15 protein-coding genes are annotated in these 18,379 nt (G+C 73.4%); 11 read left to right on the top strand and 4 right to left on the bottom strand.

Going from position 1 to position 18,379, the window contains the following annotated elements; all coding sequences use genetic code 11:
- Window positions 1-284: 284 nt before the first annotated feature.
- Window positions 285-1,577: an MFS transporter gene (locus tag ACFP2E_RS10870; protein ID WP_378524555.1), complete on the bottom strand. Its 1,293-nt coding sequence runs from the start codon at window positions 1,575-1,577 to the stop codon at window positions 285-287.
- Between the two features lie 134 nt (window positions 1,578-1,711).
- Between ACFP2E_RS10870 and ACFP2E_RS10865 the strand changes: the two genes are divergently transcribed.
- From ACFP2E_RS10865 to ACFP2E_RS10850, 4 genes are read left to right on the top strand one after another with little or no spacing between them, the layout of a single operon-like run.
- Window positions 1,712-2,074, top strand: a complete 363-nt coding sequence (locus tag ACFP2E_RS10865; protein WP_378524556.1) for a dsRBD fold-containing protein — start codon at window positions 1,712-1,714, stop codon at window positions 2,072-2,074.
- 48 nt (window positions 2,075-2,122) lie between these two features.
- The gene (locus ACFP2E_RS10860) at window positions 2,123-3,754 is read left to right on the top strand and encodes a SulP family inorganic anion transporter (RefSeq protein WP_378524557.1); all 1,632 of its coding nucleotides are present in this window, start codon (window positions 2,123-2,125) and stop codon (window positions 3,752-3,754) included.
- Window positions 3,755-3,800: 46 nt separating this feature from the next.
- On the top strand, window positions 3,801-4,760 hold the full coding sequence (locus ACFP2E_RS10855; RefSeq protein WP_378524558.1) for an ATP-binding cassette domain-containing protein: 960 nt from the start codon (window positions 3,801-3,803) through the stop codon (window positions 4,758-4,760).
- Window positions 4,757-5,566, top strand: coding sequence for an ABC transporter permease (locus tag ACFP2E_RS10850; RefSeq protein ID WP_378524559.1), 810 nt, complete (start codon window positions 4,757-4,759; stop codon window positions 5,564-5,566). Before ACFP2E_RS10855 ends, ACFP2E_RS10850 begins: the two co-directional genes overlap by 4 nt.
- Before the next feature lie 21 nt (window positions 5,567-5,587).
- On the opposite strand, the gene ACFP2E_RS10845 is transcribed toward ACFP2E_RS10850, so the two are convergent.
- Window positions 5,588-6,856: a YibE/F family protein gene (locus tag ACFP2E_RS10845; protein ID WP_378524560.1), complete on the bottom strand. Its 1,269-nt coding sequence runs from the start codon at window positions 6,854-6,856 to the stop codon at window positions 5,588-5,590.
- A 61-nt stretch (window positions 6,857-6,917) separates the two neighbouring features.
- Between ACFP2E_RS10845 and ACFP2E_RS10840 the strand changes: the two genes are divergently transcribed.
- From ACFP2E_RS10840 to ACFP2E_RS10830, 3 genes are all read left to right on the top strand, one after another.
- Window positions 6,918-8,681 carry an alpha-glucosidase gene (locus ACFP2E_RS10840; RefSeq protein WP_378524561.1) on the top strand — a complete coding sequence of 588 codons (1,764 nt, stop codon included), beginning with the start codon at window positions 6,918-6,920 and terminating at the stop codon, window positions 8,679-8,681.
- A complete protein-coding gene (locus ACFP2E_RS10835) occupies window positions 8,675-9,238 on the top strand; it encodes a hypothetical protein (protein WP_378524562.1) in 564 nt (187 codons plus the stop codon). Before ACFP2E_RS10840 ends, ACFP2E_RS10835 begins: the two co-directional genes overlap by 7 nt.
- 77 nt (window positions 9,239-9,315) lie before the next feature.
- Window positions 9,316-11,052 carry a bifunctional metallophosphatase/5'-nucleotidase gene (locus ACFP2E_RS10830; protein ID WP_378524563.1) on the top strand — a complete coding sequence of 579 codons (1,737 nt, stop codon included), beginning with the start codon at window positions 9,316-9,318 and terminating at the stop codon, window positions 11,050-11,052.
- A gap of 6 nt (window positions 11,053-11,058) precedes the next feature.
- On the opposite strand, the gene ACFP2E_RS10825 is transcribed toward ACFP2E_RS10830, so the two are convergent.
- Complete coding sequence (locus ACFP2E_RS10825) at window positions 11,059-12,819, bottom strand: DUF429 domain-containing protein (RefSeq protein WP_378524564.1); 1,761 nt, start codon at window positions 12,817-12,819, stop codon at window positions 11,059-11,061.
- A 59-nt stretch (window positions 12,820-12,878) separates the two neighbouring features.
- Here ACFP2E_RS10825 and ACFP2E_RS10820 point away from each other — a divergent pair, with 59 nt between their 5' ends.
- Window positions 12,879-15,185, top strand: a complete 2,307-nt coding sequence (locus ACFP2E_RS10820) for a DUF6351 family protein (protein ID WP_378524565.1) — start codon at window positions 12,879-12,881, stop codon at window positions 15,183-15,185.
- Between the two features lie 91 nt (window positions 15,186-15,276).
- Window positions 15,277-15,873 carry a GNAT family N-acetyltransferase gene (locus tag ACFP2E_RS10815; protein ID WP_378524566.1) on the top strand — a complete coding sequence of 199 codons (597 nt, stop codon included), beginning with the start codon at window positions 15,277-15,279 and terminating at the stop codon, window positions 15,871-15,873.
- Here the strand turns inward: ACFP2E_RS10815 and ACFP2E_RS10810 are convergent.
- Window positions 15,863-16,441 carry a hypothetical protein gene (locus ACFP2E_RS10810; RefSeq protein ID WP_378524567.1) on the bottom strand — a complete coding sequence of 193 codons (579 nt, stop codon included), beginning with the start codon at window positions 16,439-16,441 and terminating at the stop codon, window positions 15,863-15,865. The genes ACFP2E_RS10815 and ACFP2E_RS10810 overlap by 11 nt on opposite strands.
- 113 nt (window positions 16,442-16,554) lie before the next feature.
- On the opposite strand from ACFP2E_RS10810, the gene ACFP2E_RS10805 reads away from it, so the two are divergent.
- Window positions 16,555-17,487, top strand: a complete 933-nt coding sequence (locus ACFP2E_RS10805) for an ABC transporter ATP-binding protein (protein ID WP_378524568.1) — start codon at window positions 16,555-16,557, stop codon at window positions 17,485-17,487.
- Complete coding sequence (locus tag ACFP2E_RS10800) at window positions 17,471-18,379, top strand: ABC transporter permease (protein WP_378524569.1); 909 nt, start codon at window positions 17,471-17,473, stop codon at window positions 18,377-18,379. Before ACFP2E_RS10805 ends, ACFP2E_RS10800 begins: the two co-directional genes overlap by 17 nt.

Here is an 18,379-nt window from a genome sequence, read left to right as displayed (position 1 = left end):
TCGCGATCCCCGGCTATCCGGGGATTCGTGGTGACCGCGTGCGCAAGCGCAGGTCAGGGCCCGCCCTGGACCTGCTGCTGCGCACAAGTGACGGCGCCCAGGCCACCGAGTCTCGACGAGCTCGACCACCGTCGGGCACCGCCCTGCGCTGCTCACCGGGTCTCGACGGGCTCGACCCCCGTCGGTCACCGCCCGGCCCAGCACCCGGGCCTCGACGAGCTCGACCACCGTCGGGCACCGCCCTGCGCTGCTCACCGGGTCTCGACGGGCTCGACCCCCGATGTTCAGCCGGCGGTGCGGGCGGCGGCGAGGGTCGAGACCCGGTACCGCACGAACGCCGGCACGGCGAGGGCGGCGACGACCGTGCCGACCACGACGAGAACCCCGCCGCCGGCGGCGGCGACGGTGGTGCCGACGACGGCGGCCGTCGCACCGTGGGCGACGTCGGCGACGCGGGGGCCGCCGGCGACCACGACGATGAAGATGCCCTGGAGGCGGCCGCGGACGGCGTCGGAAGCGGCGGCCTGGAGCATGCTGGTGCGGAAGGCGGCGGAGACCATGTCGGCGGCGCCGCCGACGACCAGCATCGCGACCGCGACGCCCAGGAACAGCCCGGGCTCGCCGCCGGCCAGCCCGCCGGCGATGCCGAAGCCCGTCATCGCGATGCCCCAGACCACGATCGACCAGACGACTGCCAGCCCCTGCCGGTCGATGCGCGAGACCCAGCCGGAGAAGACCCCGCCCAGCACCGCGCCGGCCGGAATAGCGGCGAAGAGCAGGGCGAACGCGAGGCCGCCCTCGTCCGGCCCCCCGAAACGGGTGTTCGCCATCTCGGGGAACAGTGCCCGCGGCATCCCGAAGACCATGGCCACGATGTCGACGACGAACGACATCAGCAGCACCGGGTGGCCGCGCAGGTAGCGCAGCCCGTCGACCACCGACCGGATCCCCGGCGAGGTCACGACACCCTCGACCGGCAGCCGCGGGAGCCGCAGCACCGCCCCGAGCGTGGCGAGCAGCGTCACCGTGTCGATCAGGTAGAGCCAGGCGAAGCCGATGACCGGGATGAGCGACCCCGCGAGCAGCGGTCCCGCGATCGCGCCGGCCTGGAAGACGGTCATGCTCAGCGAGTTCGCCGCCGGCAGCAGCTCGGCCGGCAGCAGCTTGGGCAGCACCGCGCTGCGGGTCGGCTGGTTCACCGCGAAGAACGCCTGCTGCACCGCGAACAGCCCGAGCAGCAGCCACACGTTGGTGTTCCCGAGCGCCGCCTGCGCCCAGAAAAGACCGCTGGTACCGATCAGCCCGACGGTCGTCACGACCAGGAGGGTGCGCCGGTCCATCGCGTCGGCGAGCGCACCGCCCCAGAGGCCGAACACCACCAACGGCACCAGACCGAAGACGCCGGTGAGGCCGACGTACGCCGACGACCCGGTCATCCCGTAGATCTGCGCCGGGACCGCGACCACGGTCAGCTGCGCGCCGACGACGGTGATGATGTTGGCCACCCACAGGCGACGGAAGGGTGCGACCTGCAACGGACGGGTGTCGGCGAGCAGGCCGCGCAGCGAGGCGGCCACGAGCGGTGAGGCTACGGGAGCGGGACTTCCGGCCCTGTGACGCCCCCGCGCCGGGGCGCAAGGTGGTCGCAGACCCAGCCCCACCGCCCAGAAGCCCCACCGCCCAGAAGCCCCAGAAGCGAGGTCCTTTCCCCATGGACACCACCGCCCGGCCCAGCAGCTCCACCATGCCCACCGACACCGGCATGGCAGGTTCAGAGGAAGCCACCGCCACCACCTGGTGGGTCGAGATCCTGATGAACGAGGTCGAGGGCGACACCCGCGCACTCGCCCACCTCCACGGCGCGCGCGAGCACGTCCTGACCGGCACCGGCATGGCACGCCTCAACCCGCACGACCGCGACGTGCCCGAGATCGGCGCCGAGCTCGCCGCGGCCCGGGCACTGCTCCAGCTGGCCGAGCAGCTGCTCCGCACGGCCGCCACCGACATCTCGCAGGTCACCCACGAGCCCGTCACCAGCCGCGAGCTCACGCACGACCCGGCGCTCGACGCCTGAGCCCGGCGTGAGTCGGGTGTGAGTCCGTCGGCGCGCGTCCCGGGAGGGTTGCGCGCCGACCTCCTCGCCGGCGTCACCGTCACGGCGTACCTCGTCCCGCAGGTGATGGCGTACGCCGAGCTGGCAGGGCTGCCGCCGTACACCGGCCTGTGGGCCGCGATGGGGGCCCTCGCGGCGTACGCCGCCCTCGGCACGTCCCGGCGGCTCTCCGTCGGCCCCGAGTCCACGACGGCCCTGATGACGGCCGCCGCGCTCGGCTCGGTCGCCGGCGAGACCGACGACCCGCTCACCGCGGCCACCACCCTCGCCGTCGTGGTGGCGGCCATCTGCGTGGTCGGCTGGCTGGCGCGGATCTCCGTCCTCGCCGAGCTGCTGTCCCGGCCCGTGCTCGTCGGCTACATGGCCGGCATCGCGGTGATCATGGTGGTCTCCCAGGCCGGCACCCTCCTGGGCGTCCGCCTGGACGCCGACGACGTCGCGCCCCGGCTCGTCGAGCTGGCCGGGCGGCTCGACGAGGTCCACGCGCCGACCGCGGCGCTGGCCCTCACCACCCTTGGCCTGATGCTGGCCGCCGCCGCCCGCTGGCCGCGGGCCCCGGTCACCCTGGTGGGGATGCTCGGCGCCACCGCCGCGGCGCTCCTGCTCGACCTCGGGGCCGAGGGCGTCGCCGTGGTCGGCGGCATCCCGAGCGCGCTGCCGCCGGTCAGCACGCCGGGCATCGACCTGGCGCTGGTGCCGGTGCTGCTCGCGCCGGCGCTGGGCGTGGCGTTCGTCGGCTACACCGACAACGTGCTGACCGCACGCGCGTTCGCCGACCGGCACGGAGAGCGCATCGACGCCCGCCGCGAGCTGCTCGCGCTCGGCGCCGCCAACCTCGGCGCCGGGGTGATGCACGGCTTCCCGGTCAGCAGCAGCGGCAGCCGCACCGCGATCGCCGACGCCGTCGGCGCGCGCACCCGGCTGGCGGGCGTGACCACGCTGCTGGTCACGGTGGTCGCACTGCTGACGGCCCGGCCGCTGCTGGGCCTCTTCCCGACGGCGGCGCTCGCCGCCGTCGTCGTGTACGCCGCCACCCGGATCGTCGACGTCGCCGAGCTGCGCCGCTTCGGCCGGTTCCGCCGCAGCGAGCTGGTGCTGGCGCTGGCGACCAGCGTCGCCGTGCTCGCGCTGGGAGTCCTCGTCGGGGTGGTCGCCGCGATCGCGCTGTCGGTGCTCGACCTGCTGCGGCGGGTGGCCCGGCCGCACGACGCCGTCGAGGGCGCTGTGCCGGGGGTGGCCGGCTTCCACGACATCGACGACTACCCGGAGGCCCGGCAGGACCCGGGCCTGCTGATCTACCGCTACGACTCGCCCCTCTTCTTCGCCAACGTCGAGGACTTCCGCCACCGCGCCCGCGCGGCGGTCGAGGAGGCGGAGCGGACCGTGGGCCCGGTGGAGTGGTTCGTGCTCAACACGGAGGCGATGGTCGAGGTCGACATCACCGCGGTCGACGCGCTGGAGTCGCTGCGCAGCGAGCTCGCCGCCCGCGGCATCGTGCTGGCGCTCGCACGGGTCAAGCAGGACCTGCGTGACGCGCTGGCGCCGACCGGGCTGCTCGACCGGGTCGGCGAGGAGCACGTCTTCCTGACGCTGCGCACCGCGATCGAGGCGCACCGACGGTTTCGGGGCGAGCAGGCATGATCGACGGGGAGACCACACCGAGAGCGGGGAGAAGGGCGGGTCGAGCATGACCGACGCGATCCGGGCCGAGGGCCTGGTCAAGCGCTACAAGGAGGTGACGGCGCTCGACGGCATCGACCTGCGCGTCCCCGAGGGCAGCGTGCTGGCGCTGCTCGGGCCCAACGGCGCGGGCAAGACCACGGCCGTCAAGGTGCTGACCACCCTGATCGAGGCCGACGCCGGCCACGCCGAGGTCGCCGGCGTCGACGTGGCCGAGGACCCCCGCGAGGTCCGCCGGCGGATCGGCGTCTCCGGTCAGTACGCCGCCGTCGACGAGTACCTCACCGGCTTCGAGAACCTCGAGATGATCGGCCGGCTCTACCACCTCGGCCGCAGGGCCAGCGCCGCGCGGGCCCGCGAGCTGCTGACGCAGTTCCGGCTCGACGACGCCGCCGACCGGCCCTCCAAGACGTACTCCGGCGGCATGCGGCGCCGCCTCGACCTGGCCGGCGCGCTCGTGGCGCGGCCACCGGTGCTGTTCCTCGACGAGCCGACCACCGGCCTCGACCCGCGCAGCCGCACCGAGATGTGGGCCCTGCTGCAGGACCTCGTCGCCGAGGGCACCACCCTGCTGCTCACCACGCAGTACCTCGAGGAGGCTGACCTGCTCGCCGACAACATCGTGGTGATCGACCAGGGGCGGGTCATCGCCGAGGGCAGCGCCGACGCGCTGAAGTCGCAGGTGGGCGGCGAGCGCCTCGAGGTGACCGTCGCCCGGGCCGACGAGGTGGGTCGGGCGCGCGAAATCCTGGCCCCGCTCGGCGCCGGCACCCCCAGCGTCGACGAGGGCCGGCGGGCGATCCTCGTGCCGGTCACCGGTGGCGCCGCCGTGCTCGCCGACGCGCTGCGGCTGCTCGACGCCGAGGGCATCGCCCTCGACGACGTGGGGCTGCGGCGACCGACCCTCGATGACGTGTTCCTGAGCCTGACCGGCCACGTGGCAGAGGACCAGGAGGTCTCGGCATGAGCGTCGCCTCGACCGTCAGCGACGCCTTCGTCGTCGCCCGCCGCAACGTCATCAAGATCAAGCGGGTCCCCGACCTGCTGGTCTTCACGACGCTGTCGCCGATCATGTTCGTGCTGCTGTTCGCCTACGTCTTCGGGGGCGCCATCGACCAGCAGGGTGACGGCTCGGCGTACCGCGAGTTCCTGATCGCCGGCATCTTCGCCCAGACCGTCATCTTCGGCGCCACCATCACCGGCGCCGGCCTCGCCGAGGACGTGAAGAAGGGGATCATCGACCGGTTCCGGTCGCTGCCGATGTCGCCGTCCGCGGTGCTCGCAGGGCGCACCATCTCCGACGTCATCAACAACGTCATCACGCTGCTGGTCATGGGCGTCACCGGGCTGGTGGTGGGCTGGCGGATCCGCGACGGCGCCCTCAACGCCCTCACCGCCGTCCTGCTGCTGCTGGTCTTCGCCTACGCCATCTCGTGGATCATGGCGTGGATCGGGATGCTGGTGCCGTCGCCCGAGGTGGTCAACAACGCGTCGTTCATCGTGATCTTCCCGCTGACCTTCATCGCCAACACGTTCGTGCCGCTCGACACCCTGCCCGGCCCGCTGCGGACCTTCGCCGAGTGGAACCCCGTCTCCGCCGTGACCCAGGCGGCCCGGGAGCTGTTCGGCAACACCCCGCCGCTCGCAGGGCCGCAGCCGGACGTCTGGTCGTTGCAGCACCCCGCGCTCTACACGCTGCTGTGGTCCGCCGCAGTGCTGGTCGTCTTCGTGCCGCTCGCGAACGCCCAGTACCGCCGCGCCACGAGCCGCTGAGGGCCGGCCTGTCAGGCGAGGTCAGACGAGGTCGCCGACGGCCTCCCGGTCCGGCTCGTCCGCGGGGCCGCTGGTGGCCCCCGGCACCAGCACCACGCCGAGGACCGTGGTGAGCGGCACGGCGAGCACCAGCCCGATGCTCGTCACCAGCGTCCGGACGACCTCCTGGGCGATCTCCTCGGTGGAGAGCACCTGCAGCAGCGGCAGGTCGTAGAGCGAGAGCACCAGCAGGGTGGTGAGCGCCGTGCCGGTGTAGGCGAACGCGATCGTGTAGATCGTGGAGGCGATGTGGTCGCGCCCGATCCGCATGCCGCTGGTCAGCAGCCGGCTGCGCGTCATCGTCCCGGACGCGGCGCGCAGCTCCCAGATGGCCGAGGCCTGGGTGATCGTCACGTCGTTGAGGACGCCGAGGCCCGCGATCATCACCGCGCAGGTGAGCAGGCCCTGGAAGTCGAGGTCGGGGGCGAACGTCACCAGCACACTCGCCCCCTCGTCGCCGATGCCCGTCAGCCGGGTGGCGGCGATCGAGACCGCGCCGACGAGGGCGGTGATGCCGATGCCGAGCAGCGTGCCGGCCAGCGCGACGCTGGTCCGGACCGAGAAGCCGTGGGTCGTGTAGATGACCACGAACATGATCGCCGAGCAGGCGACGAGCCCGAGGAGCAGCGCGCTCTCCCCCGTCAGCAGGCCGGGCAGCAGGAAGGTCGCGATGATCCAGCCGGCGAAGCCGAGACCCACCAGCGCCATGATCCCGCGGAAGCGCGCGACCAGGCCGACCACGAGCACGAAGAGCACGGTGAGCACCCACAGCGGCCGCGGCCGCTCGGTGCCGAAGTAGGAGAGGTTCCCGTCGGGGACCCGCATCAGCCGCACGGTGTCGCCCTCCTGGAGCCCCGAGTCGGCGACGTGGGGCGGCACCGGCACCTGGGCGGTGGTCCCCTCGCTCTGGCCCTCCAGCACGGTCACCCGCATCCGGCCGCACCCGCCGTCCTGACCGGGCTGACCGGGCTGGCCCGGCTGGCCGGCGCCGCCGTCGTCGCCCGGCGGGCAGGCCGGCTCGATGCCGTCGACCACGGCCCGGGGGAACGTCGTTCCCTCGCCGGCGAACGTGAAGCCGGTGCGAAGGTCGTCGACGCGGTCGGACTGCGGCCACAGCGCGAAGAGCCCGACCACGGTGGCCGCCGCGGCCAGGACCAGCGACCCGAGGAGGAGCTGCCGGGGCACCCCGCGGACCTTGACGGCCGCGTCGGTGGCGGAGCGGTCGGCCCGGTGGGAATGTCCTGCACCCATGGGCGACAGCATCCCCTGAGCCCCTCGCGCGCTCGCATGCGGGCTGTCAGGATCGTGAGCCGTGGAGCCTCCCCAGCCCGACCAGCACACCGCTCCCTGGTGGACCGGCGCCGTGGTCTACCAGGTCTACCCGCGCAGCTTCGCCGACTCCGACGGCGACGGCGTCGGCGACCTGCGGGGCGTGCTGGCCCGGCTCGACCACCTCGAGCGGCTCGGGGTGGACGTGCTGTGGCTGTCGCCGGTCTACCCGTCGCCGCAGGACGACAACGGGTACGACATCAGCGACTACCGCGACATCGACCCGTTGTTCGGCACCCTCGCCGACCTCGACGAGCTGATCGCCCGCGCGCACGAGCGCGGGATCAGGATCGTCATGGACCTCGTGGTCAACCACACCTCCGACGAGCACCCGTGGTTCGTCGACTCCCGCTCGTCGATCACATCCCCGAAACGCGACTGGTACTGGTGGCGCCCGCCGCGGCCCGGCCACGAGCCGGGCACTCCCGGCGCGGAGCCGACCAACTGGGGCTCCTTCTTCTCCGGCCCCGCCTGGGAGTACGACGCCGCCTCGGGTGAGTACTACCTGCACGTCTTCGGCCGCAAGCAGCCCGACCTCAACTGGGAGAACCCGCAGGTGCGGTCCGCGGTCCACGACATGATGCGGTGGTGGCTCGACCGCGGGGTCGACGGCTTCCGGATGGACGTCGTCAACATGATCTCCAAGGACGTCCCGCTGCGGGACGGGGAAGTCCCCGAGGGCGCGGGCCCCGGAGCCACGCTGGGCGACGGCACGCCGTACTTCATGCCGGGGCCGCGGATCCACGAGTTCCTCGCCGAGATGCACCGTGAGGTGTTCGAGGGCCGCGACGGCGCCCTGCTCACCGTGGGCGAGATGCCGGGCGCGACCGTGGAGCAGGCCCGCCGGTTCACCGACCCGGCCCGCCGCGAGGTCGACATGGTCTTCCAGTTCGAGCACGTGATGGTCGACCAGGGCGCGTCCAAGTGGGACGTGCTGCCCTTCCGGCTCGAGGCGCTCAAGGACTCCCTCGGCCGGTGGCAGGCCGGGCTCGCCGACGTCGGCTGGAACAGCCTCTACTGGAACAACCACGACCAGCCGCGGGTCGTCTCCCGGTTCGGCGACGACGGCGAGCACCGGGTGCGGTCGGCCAAGCTCCTCGGCACCGTGCTCCACCTGCACCGCGGGACGCCGTACGTCTACCAGGGCGAGGAGCTCGGGATGGCGAACTACCCGTTCGGCGACATCGACGCCTTTCGCGACATCGAGTCGGTCAACCACTACCGCCACGCCGTCGAGGGTGGCGCCGCCCCGGCGGAGGTGCTGGCGTCGCTGCGGGCGATGAGCCGGGACAACGCGCGGACGCCGATGCAGTGGGACTCCTCCCCGCAGGCCGGCTTCACGACCGGCGAACCGTGGCTCCCGGTCAACCCGGACCACGCCGAGGTCAACGCCGCGGCGCAGTACGACGACCCCGGCTCCGTCTTTCACCACTACCGCCGGCTGATCCGGCTGCGGCACGAGGAGCCGGCGGTCGCCATCGGGGACTTCACGATGCTGCTGCCCGACGACCCGCGCGTCTACGCGTTCACGCGGCGGCTGGGCGCCACCGAGCTACTCGTCCTCGCGAACTTCTCGGCCGAGCCGGTGCGCCCGGCCCTCGAGGGTGAGCTCGAGGGGTGGCCCGAGGCCTGGCTCGACGCGGAGCTCGTGCTCGGCAACCTGGCCGGCGAGCCGGGGGGCGACGTCACTGCCGGGACAGGACCCGAGCTGGCGCCGTGGGAGGCGCGGGTGCTGCGCCGGTGCTGACCCCGTTCCGCTCGCTCTCCCCACGACCCGGCGAGGTCGCGGCGGCCCTGCCCGGCGACAACCTGGTGCCCGACGCGGGCGACACCGGCGTGGTGATGGACCGGGCCTTCGACCTGCCGGCGCCGCCCGAAGCGGTGTGGCCGTGGTTCGTGCAGCTCGGCAAGGACCGGGCCGGCTGGTACCTCCCGCTGGCCGTCGAGCTCCTCGTGCCGCCCGGCCGCCGCGCCCTGCGACGCGTCGAGCCGACGCTGCAGGGGCTCGCCGTCGGCGACGTGATCCCCGACTGGGGCGGCCGGGACGCCCACTTCGAGGTGGCTCGGCTCGACCCGCCGCGGGTGCTGGTCCACCGCTCGGTGCGCGGCCGCATGCGGGTCTCGTGGGCGATCGTGCTGGCCCCCGAGGGCACTGGCGCCACTCACACCCGGGTCCACCTGCGGCTGCGCCTCGGCGGCGTACGCCGGCGCCGGCTCGCCGAGGTCGGCGGCGGCCTCGTCGACCTGCTCACCATCGCCGGGCTGGCGGCCGGGCTGCGGGAGCGGGTCGCCCTACCGCGCTAGACCGGGAGTGGCCCGCGTCACACACCTGCGGGTTACGGTGCTCGGGCCGATGCAGTCGACCTCGGAGGCACTCCCCGATGACTTCTCGTCCCACCGCCCGGCGATCGCGGAGGGCACTCGGCGCCCTCGTCACGCTCGGGCTCGTCGCCACGCCCCTCGCCCTGACCAGCGCCCCGGCCCAGGCCGGGGAGGCGCCGACCGAGCATGGCAGGCCCGACTTCGTGCTCACGGTCCTCCACAACAACGACGGGGAGTCCGACCTGCTCCCCGACGAGACGGGAGCCGGCAGCATCAGCCGGTTCGGGGGCCTGGTGAAGGACCTACGGCGGGAGTGGCGCACCAAGCGCTCCGGCGAGCCCTCCAAGCGCAAGGGCGTCGTGCTGATCAGCGCGGGCGACAACTTCCTGGCCGGCCCCGAGTGGGAGGCCAGCCAGCAGAAGGGCATGCCGTACTACGACGCGATCGCGCTGGACCACCTGCGCTACGAAGCCTTCACCATCGGCAACCATGAGTTCGACTTCGGTCCCGACGAGCTCGCCCGCTTCATCCGCAGCTTCCGCGGCAACGACGACATCTTCCTGTCGGCGAACCTGGACTTCTCCGCCGAGCCGGCCCTGCAGCGCCTCGCCGACCGGGGCCGCATCCGCCCGAAGGTCGTCGTCCGCGAGCGCGGCGAGCGCATCGGCATCGTGGGCGTGACGACCCCCGAGCTCCGGGAGGTCAGCAGCCCGGGCGACGTCGTGATCGACCCGGACCTCGTGGCCGTGGTCCAGGAGCAGGTCGACCGGCTGACCGCGCGCGGCGTCGACAAGATCCTGGTCTCCAGCCACCTGCAGGACATCACCAACGAGCTCGAGCTGGTGACCCAGCTGCGTCACGTCGACGCCGTGATCGGCGGCGGCGGCGGCGAGGACATCTCGGCCAGCTACCCGCTCGTGGCGCAGGACGCCACCGGCCGGGACGTGCCCGTGGTGACCGTCCCCGGCGACTACTTCGACGTCGGCCGGCTGACGCTGCGCTTCGACAAGTACGGGAACGTCGTCGGGTTCGGCGGCGAGCTGGTGCCCGTCACCGGCGACCTCCCCCAGGACCGCTTCCTGCTCAACAACGTCGAGGAGCCGGTGACCGCCTTCCTCGCGGACCTGGCGAACCAGGTCATCGCGACGACCCAGGTGGCCCTCAACGGCGTCCGCGCCGACGTCCGCAGCCGCGAGACCAACATCGGCAACCTCATGGCCGACGCCCACCTGGCGGCGGCGCAGGCTCGGGCGGCGGACTTCGGGGTGCAGGAGCCGCAGGTGGCGCTCCAGAACGGCGGCGGCATCCGCAACGACGACGTCATCCCGGTCGGGGACGTCACCCTGCTCGACACCTTCGAGATCGCGGCGTTCAGCAACGCCATCAGCGTCATCGAGGACGTCAGCCGGGACGACATCCTCGCCGCGGCGCAGCACGGCGTCAGCGGGCTGCCCGCCGCCCAGGGCTTCTTCGGCCAGTGGGCGGGCCTGCGGATCGAGTACTCGACCGACGGGACCGGTGCCGCGACGGTGCAGAACATCACCCTCGACGACGGCACCCAGATCGTCGCGGGCGGCGTGGTCGTCCCCGGCCCCGGCGTGACGGTCGCGACCATCGACTTCCTGGCCCGCGGCCAGGACGGCTACGACATGTTCGAGCCCTACGACTTCACGTCGCTGGGGGTCTCCTACCAGCAGTCGCTGGCGCAGTTCCTCGAGTCGCTGGGCACCATCACCGACGAGTACGCCGACCCCGTGGACCCGGCCGACCGGGAGCGCGTGGTGCCGCTGCCCTGACCCGCGTCACGGACCCTTGAGCCGCTCCAGCCGGGCCCGGAGCGCCTGCTCGCGGTGCGCGTTGCCGCGCAGCCCGACGTAGGTGCCGCCGTACGCCGCGAGCAGCGCGTCGTCGAGCCGGCGCACCGCGCCCGGCGGGTAGCGGTAGTCCATCCTGTCGAGCAGGGCGTCGGCGTCGAGCGGCCGGAGCACGTCGCCGAGCTCCTGCAGCGAGGTCACCCCGAGCTCGAGCAGCAGGCCCGAGATCCAGGCGTAGTGCTCGGTGCGGGACCAGCCGGCGTCGGCGTACTGGCCGGCGAGGAAGGCGGCGAGCTCACGCGGGCTGATCCGCGGGTCGTCGTCGTCCGGCGGCGCCGGCGGCTGCGTCGGCCCGCCCTGGAGCCGGGCCCGGATCGTCGAGAACTCCTGGTCGGCGAGCTCGAGCAGCCCCGCCGCGAGCGTGAACCGCCGGTCGAAGTCGGGGACGTGCTCGTCGGGGATCGTGCCCTTGTAGCGGATGTCGTGCTCGAACTCCGCCCACGCGTGCTGGAGCACGGTGCGGATCTGGACCTGCACCCGCCGGTCGCGCAGCAGACCGTACGCCGTGTGCTGCTCGCGGGCCGGGTCGGGCGCGATCAGCAGGTGGCGGCTGGCGTAGCCGAACCGGCCCTCGCTGGCGGTCTCGAGCCCCATGTCGCGGTCGTCGAGCACCCGCACCTGGTCGGCGAGCAGGTCCGCCACCGCCGCCACGTCCCCGCGGACGTAGGTGATGACGCGGACCCCGACCTGGTCGGTGATGTCCGCGAGCGGGTCGGGGTACTCCGGCCGGCCGTCCCGCGTCCGCGCCGCCTTCGCGGCGAACGACGCCACGCTCTTGGCGCGCCCGGTGACGCTCAGGTAGTTGATGCCGGCGTCGTCGAGGACGGCGGTCACCAGGGCGACCGCCTGCTCGGCCGCCTGCCGCAGCTCCGGGTGCCGGGCGGCGTACTCCCGCACCGCCGAGCGGGCCGGCGCGTCGGCGTCGGGGGTGATCCGGCGCCCTCGCGGGGTCGGCGTCAGGTCCGCGGGGAGCACCGGCGTGACGATGTAGCCCTCGTCGAGGTCGCCGTACGTCGTGGTGCGGTCCGGGTGAGTCACCGCCAGCATCCCGACGTAGGCGCACAGCACCGCGTCGACCTGGTCCTCCACGACCCGCAGGTGGCTCTTGCGTGTGGCGGTCTCCACCGCGGTGCGCAGCGCGGCCCAGGCGGGGTCGGCGAGGTCCATCGGCGGGTCGGCCGTGGCGAGCCCCTCGAGCAGGCCCATCAGCACCAGCAGCTCGCCGCGCAGCCCGGCGACGTCGCGGCCCGGCTTGTTCTTGTACTTCAGGGTCCGGCCCAACCGGAACAGCGCGATGGTCGCAGGGTGCGGGTAGACCTCGAGGGCGCGGCGGGGACGCCCCGAGCGCGGGTTGAGGTCGAGGCCGAGCCGGGCGCAGATCCGCGCGCCCCGCGGCCGGTCGCGGAACTCCGGCTTGCCGGTGTTGGACGGGTGCGCCCCGGCGTCGAACCGCGCGAAGTCCCGGTTGAGCGCGGCCTCGCCGGGGCGGCTCCCGGTGGGGTTCGTGACGACCAGCGGGGCGTCCACCGCGACCATGCACGGGCCGTCGGTGTACGGCGCCACCGCGGCCACGACGTCGTCGTCGGTGCGGGCCACGCCGACGTGCACCAGCCGGCCGTCGGCGTCCAGCACCGCCACCCCCGAGGGGTTGCGGTCGCCCCAGGCGAGGTCGATGCCGACGTAGTGCACGCAGGCAGCCTGCCGCATCCGGCGGCGTGACGCAGGTCGGGAGCCCTCGTTGGAGGGACGTGCGCACCCGGACCGGACTCCTCATCACCGCCCTCCTCACCGCCCTGATGGCCGGTCTGCTCGCCGTGGTCACGGCGACCACGGCGGCCTCGACGGCGGCCGAGCGATCCCGGATGCCCAAGCCGTTGGCGATCGAGGTGCTCTCCAACCGGGCCGACCTGGTCTCCGGCGGAGACGTCCTGGTGGCGGTCCCCGTGCCGCCCGGGGTCGACCCGCAGTCGGTCCGGGTCCGGGTGGACGGCCGGGACGTGACCGACCGGTTCGCCGCCCAGCTCGATGGCCGGCCCGACGGCCGCCTCCTCGGCCTCGTGGACGGCCTGGTCGAGGGCGACAACGTCCTCACCGCCCGGGCGCCCGGCCACCGGGGCAGCACCGTGCTGACGAACCACCCGAACGGCGGCCCGGTCCTCTCCGGCCCGCAGCACGGTCCCTACCGGTGCCAGGAGACGGCCGCCGACGCGCAGTGCAACGAGCCCGCGACGTACTCCTTCCTCTACAGGTCGACCGACCCGACCCGGCCCGACCTGCAGCCCTACGACCCGGAGAACCCGCCGGCGGACGTCGCCACCACGACCACGGACGAGGGGGTCGAGGTGCCGTTCGTCGTGCGGCGGGAGGACGGCTTCCAGGCCCGCGACCGCTACACCGTCCTCGCCCTGTTCCGGCCCGGCCACTCGTGGACCGCGCAGCAGCCGCAGGAGCAGTGGAACCGCAAGCTGCTCATCACCCACGGCGGCAACTGCGGGGCGTCGTACGCGCCGGGCACCCCCAAGCTGAAGGACTACTCCGGCACCCTCGACGACGTGCCGGGCGTGACGCCGAGCTACGTCACCGCCCTCGGCCGCGGCTTCGCGGTCTTGTCGACCGCGCTGGCCAACACCGGCCACAACTGCAACGTCGCCGTCGAGGCGGAGTCGCTGATGATGGCGAAGGAGCGGCTCGTCGAGCAGTACGGCGAGCTGCGGTACACCATCGGCACCGGCTGCTCGGGCGGCTCGATCGCCCAGCACACCATCGCCAACGCCTACCCCGGCGTCTACCAGGGGCTGGTCACCACCTGCTCCTACCCCGACACCCTCACCGCCGGCGCCCAGTTCGCCGACTACCACCTGATGCGCCGCTACTTCGAGGACCCGTCGCGCTGGGCCCCGGGCGTCGTCTGGTCGCCGACCCAGATGGCGCAGGTCGAGGGGCACCTGTCCCACGGCAACGCCGTGGCCGCCGACGAGGGCCTCTTCAAGGCGGCGCTGAACCCCGAGCACGCCTGCCGCGGCACCGTCGACACCGTGCCCGGCGACCCCGCCACCCGGTACGACGCCGAGACCAACCCGGGCGGCGTGCGCTGCTCGGTGCTCGACATCATGGGCAACCTGCTCGGCCCGCGACCGGAGTCGGCGTGGGGCCCGCAGGAGCGGGCCGTCGGCCGCGGCTTCGCCGGCATCCCGTTCGCCAACACCGGCGTGCAGTACGGGCTCGAGGCGCTGCGCGCCGGCCGGATCACCCCCGCCCAGTTCGTCGACCTCAACGCCAAGCTGGGCGGCCTCGACGTCGACAGCCGCCGCACCGACGCGCGGACGGCCGGCGACGACCACGCGATCGGGAACGCCTACCGGACGGGGCTGATCAACGAGGCCACCCACCTCGACGAGGTCGCGATGATCAACCACGGCGGCCCCGACCCGGCCCTCGCCCACGACTACGCCCACGCCTTCTGGACCGAGGAGCGGCTGCTGGCCGACCAGGGCCACACCGACAACCGGGTGATGTGGTTCGGCCCGACCCCGCTGATCGGCGACCCGCAGTGGGCCAACGAGGCGCTGCTCGCGATGGACCGCTGGCTCACCGCCGTGGAGGCCGACTCCTCGGCGGCCCCGCTCGCCGAGAAGGTCGTCGCCAACCGGCCCGCCGACGTCACCGACCGCTGCGTCCTCGACGCCGCCGGCCCCGCCTGCTCCGTCGAGGAGCTGCAGGTGCTGCAGACCCGGCTCTCGACCCCGCGCCAGGAGGCGGGCGGTCCCGTCGCCAACGACAACGTCGCGTGCCGGCTGCGGCCGCACGACCGGGCGGCGTACGGGCCGGTGGCCGCTGCGTTCACGCCGGACCAGTGGGCGACCCTCGAGGAGGTCTTCGCCGACGGGGTCTGCGACTGGTCGCTGCCGGGTCGCGGCCAGGGCCCGGCCGAGACGTGGCTGCAGTACGGCACCGCCACCGAGCACGTCCACGGCGGCGCCCCGCTCCCCGCCGCGCCCGAGGGCTCCGGCGGCGGCTGGATGGCGCCGGCGTTCCGGGAGCTGTGGGCCCAGTAGCCACGGAGGTCGAGCCCGGCCGAACGCTGGTCGAACTCGTCGAGACCAAAATCGCTCGCCGACACGCCACCCGGTCCCGCACCATGGCTGCGTGTCCGCGACCGTGAACGACCTCCAGGACCTCTCCGCGATCAGCTGGCCGCTGCGCACCCCCCGGCTGACGATCCGGCCGTCGCGCCCGGAGGACGCCGACGCGCTCTTCCAGTACCGCTCGCTCCCCGACGTCGCCGAGTGGCTGCCGGTCCTGCCCACCGACAGGGCCGAGTGGGCCGAGCGCTTCGCCGCCCCCGAGCGGCTGGCGTGCACCCTGATCGCCGAGGTCGACGGCGAGGTCGTCGGCGACCTGTACCTCCAGCTGCGCGACGGCTGGGCGCAGGCGGAGGTCAAGGAGCAGGCCCGGAACAGCGACGCCGCCCTCGGCTGGGCGATCGCGCCCGCCCACACCGGTCGCGGCTACGCCACCGAGGCCGCCGCCGAGCTGGTGCGCGCCTGCTTCGTGGACCTCGGGGTGCGCCGCGTCGTCGCCGAGGCGTACGCCGACAACCACGCCTCGCGCCGGATCATGGACAAGCTGGGCATGCGGCAGGAGCAGCACACCGTCAAGGAGTCGCTGCACCGCACCCGCGGCTGGCTCGACGGCGTCAGCTACGCCCTGCTCGCGGAGGAGTGGCGCGCCCTCACCCGATGAGGCCGCCCACGAGCTGGCAGAAGTCCACCTCGAGGGACGGGAACTTGCCGCGAACCCGGGTGATCTCGTCCTCGATCACGATGCCTCCCGGCTGACTGTCCCCCAGGGTGTCGAACAGGGCCCGGATCCAGAGCTTCCCGTGGTCGCGCAGCACCTTGCGCCCGTCGCTGTCGATCACCACGAACGGCGTACCGGTGTCGGTGGCGGTGAACTCCCAGATGTCCCCCTCGACGTGACGGGCGGTCCGCTCCTTGAAGTGGCCCGTCCCACGGATCCGGAGCCAGGCACCGGTCTCGGTGTTGGTGTGGATCTCGTGGTAGCGGTAGTGGTCATCGGCCAGGAATGCCTGCCCACCGGAGTTCGGCACGACGGTGGTTCGGAAGTGACCACGTGCCCGACCTTCCACCTCGACGGGGAAGCCGCAGTCGTCGTAGGAGAAGGAGAACTTCTCGTCGTATCGGCCCTGCTCGTAGGTCTCGAAGGGCATGCCCTGCGCTGCGGGCGGGAGGAGCACCGAGACCAGGACCACCGCGAGGGCGGCGCCGAGGATCGCCAGAAGTCGTCGCATGGGGAAATCACCTCTCCAGTCCTGACCCCCACGCACGTCCTTTCAACCTAGGTGGGTGGCTCGGGCACCCGCCATGCCCGATTTGGGGTGTGTCCCCGGCTAGGTTGGACGGCGTGCCGGTGATCGAGACGGTGGGGCTGACGAAGCGCTACCCCCGCGTGACCGCCCTCGACGACCTCCGCATGTCCGTCGACGGCGGGGTCACCGGCCTGGTCGGCGCCAACGGCGCCGGCAAGTCCACGCTCATCAAGATCCTGCTGGGGCTGGTCCCGGCGACGAGCGGCGGGGCGCGGGTGCTCGGCCACGACGTCACGACCGACGGCGCCCGGATCCGGGCCCGGGTGGGCTACATGCCCGAGCACGACTGCCTGCCCGCCGACGTCTCGGCGAGCGACCTCGTGGTCCACCTCGGCCAGATGTCCGGCCTGCCGTACGCCGCCGCCCGGGAGCGGGCCGCCGACGTGCTGCGCCACGTCGGGCTGGCCGAGGAGCGCTACCGGCCGATCGGCGGCTACTCCACCGGCATGAAGCAGCGCGCCAAGCTGGCCCAGGCGCTGGTGCACGACCCCGCGCTGGTGCTGCTCGACGAGCCGACCAACGGCCTCGACCCGTCCTCGCGCGACGACATGCTGGCCCTGGTCCGCCGCATCGGCACCGAGTTCGGGATCGCCGTGCTGGTCACCTCCCACCTGCTGGGCGAGCTGGAGCGGATCAGCGACCACGTGGTCGTGCTCGACTCCGGCCGGCTGCTGCGGTCCTCGGCGACCACCGAGTTCATGCACGCCACCGGCAGCCTGCTCGTCGAGGTGCAGGGGTGCACCGACGCCGACCGGGTCCTCGGCCAGGCGCTGGTCGACGCCGGGCTGCGGGCGTGGCCCGCCGGCCGGCTGGTGGAGGTCGAGGTGCGCGACGACTCGACGTACGACCTGGTGCGCGACCTCGCCGTCGACCTCGGGCTGGGGCTGGTGCGGCTGCAGGAGCGCCACCACCGGATCGAGGACGTGTTCCGCGAGGAGGGAGGTGCCGGCAGTGTCCACCCTTCATGAGCCCGGCCGGCCTGAAGCCGCCATCCACGACATCGGCTACCGCCCCTACGCGGGGCCGCGGCTCGGGGAGGGCGCCGTGGCGTGGGCGTTCTTCGTGACTGGCCTGCGCAACTGCTTCGGCCTGGGCCGGTCCGGCCGCTCCAAGGTGCTGCCGTGGACGCTGCTGGGGCTGATGCTGCTGCCGGCGCTGATCCTCGTCGGAGTGCTGGTGCAGGCCGGCGAGGCGCTCGGGCTCGACGAGCACATCGTCGCCTACTCGACGTACCCGATCACGACGCAGCTGCTGGTCTCGGTCTTCGTGGCCGCCCAGGCCCCCGCGCTGGTCTCGCGCGACCTGCGGTTCGGCACGATCACGCTCTACCTCGCCCGGCCGTCCCGCCGCGCCACCTACGTGCTGGTCCGGATGGCGTCGCTGACCGCGGCGACGTTCGTGCTGATCGCGGCGCCGCTGCTGCTGCTGTACGTCGGCGGGCTGCTGGCCGACCTGCCGATCGGACGGGAGACCGGCCGGTTCCTCGGCGGCGCGCTCGGCGCGCTGCTGCTCGCCGCCTGCCTCGGCGGCCTCGGCGCGCTGGTCGCGGCGTTCACGATCCGCCGCGGCCTCGCGGTCGCGGCGATCATCGTGGTGCTGCTCGTCAGCTACACCGTGGTCAGCACGATCCAGGGCATCTCGGTCGAGACCGGCCACGAGACGGTCGGCGAGGTCGCCGGGCTGTTCTCGCCGTACACGCTCGTCAACGGGCTGCAGGTGTTCCTGCTCGACGTGCCGGAGGCGACGCCCGCGCCGCCGTCCGGCACCGGGACCGGCCTGCTGTACGTCGCCGGCACGCTGCTGTGGCTGGGCGCCTCCGTGGTGGCGATGCTGGCCCGCTACCGGAGGGTGGGAGCGTGA

It is taken from the genome of Nocardioides sp. GCM10027114 (assembly GCF_042659625.1).
Classification (GTDB): Bacteria; Actinomycetota; Actinomycetes; order Propionibacteriales; family Nocardioidaceae; genus Nocardioides.
The sequence above is the reverse complement of the archived record's forward strand: the minus strand, read 5'-3'. Positions and strand labels throughout refer to the sequence as shown.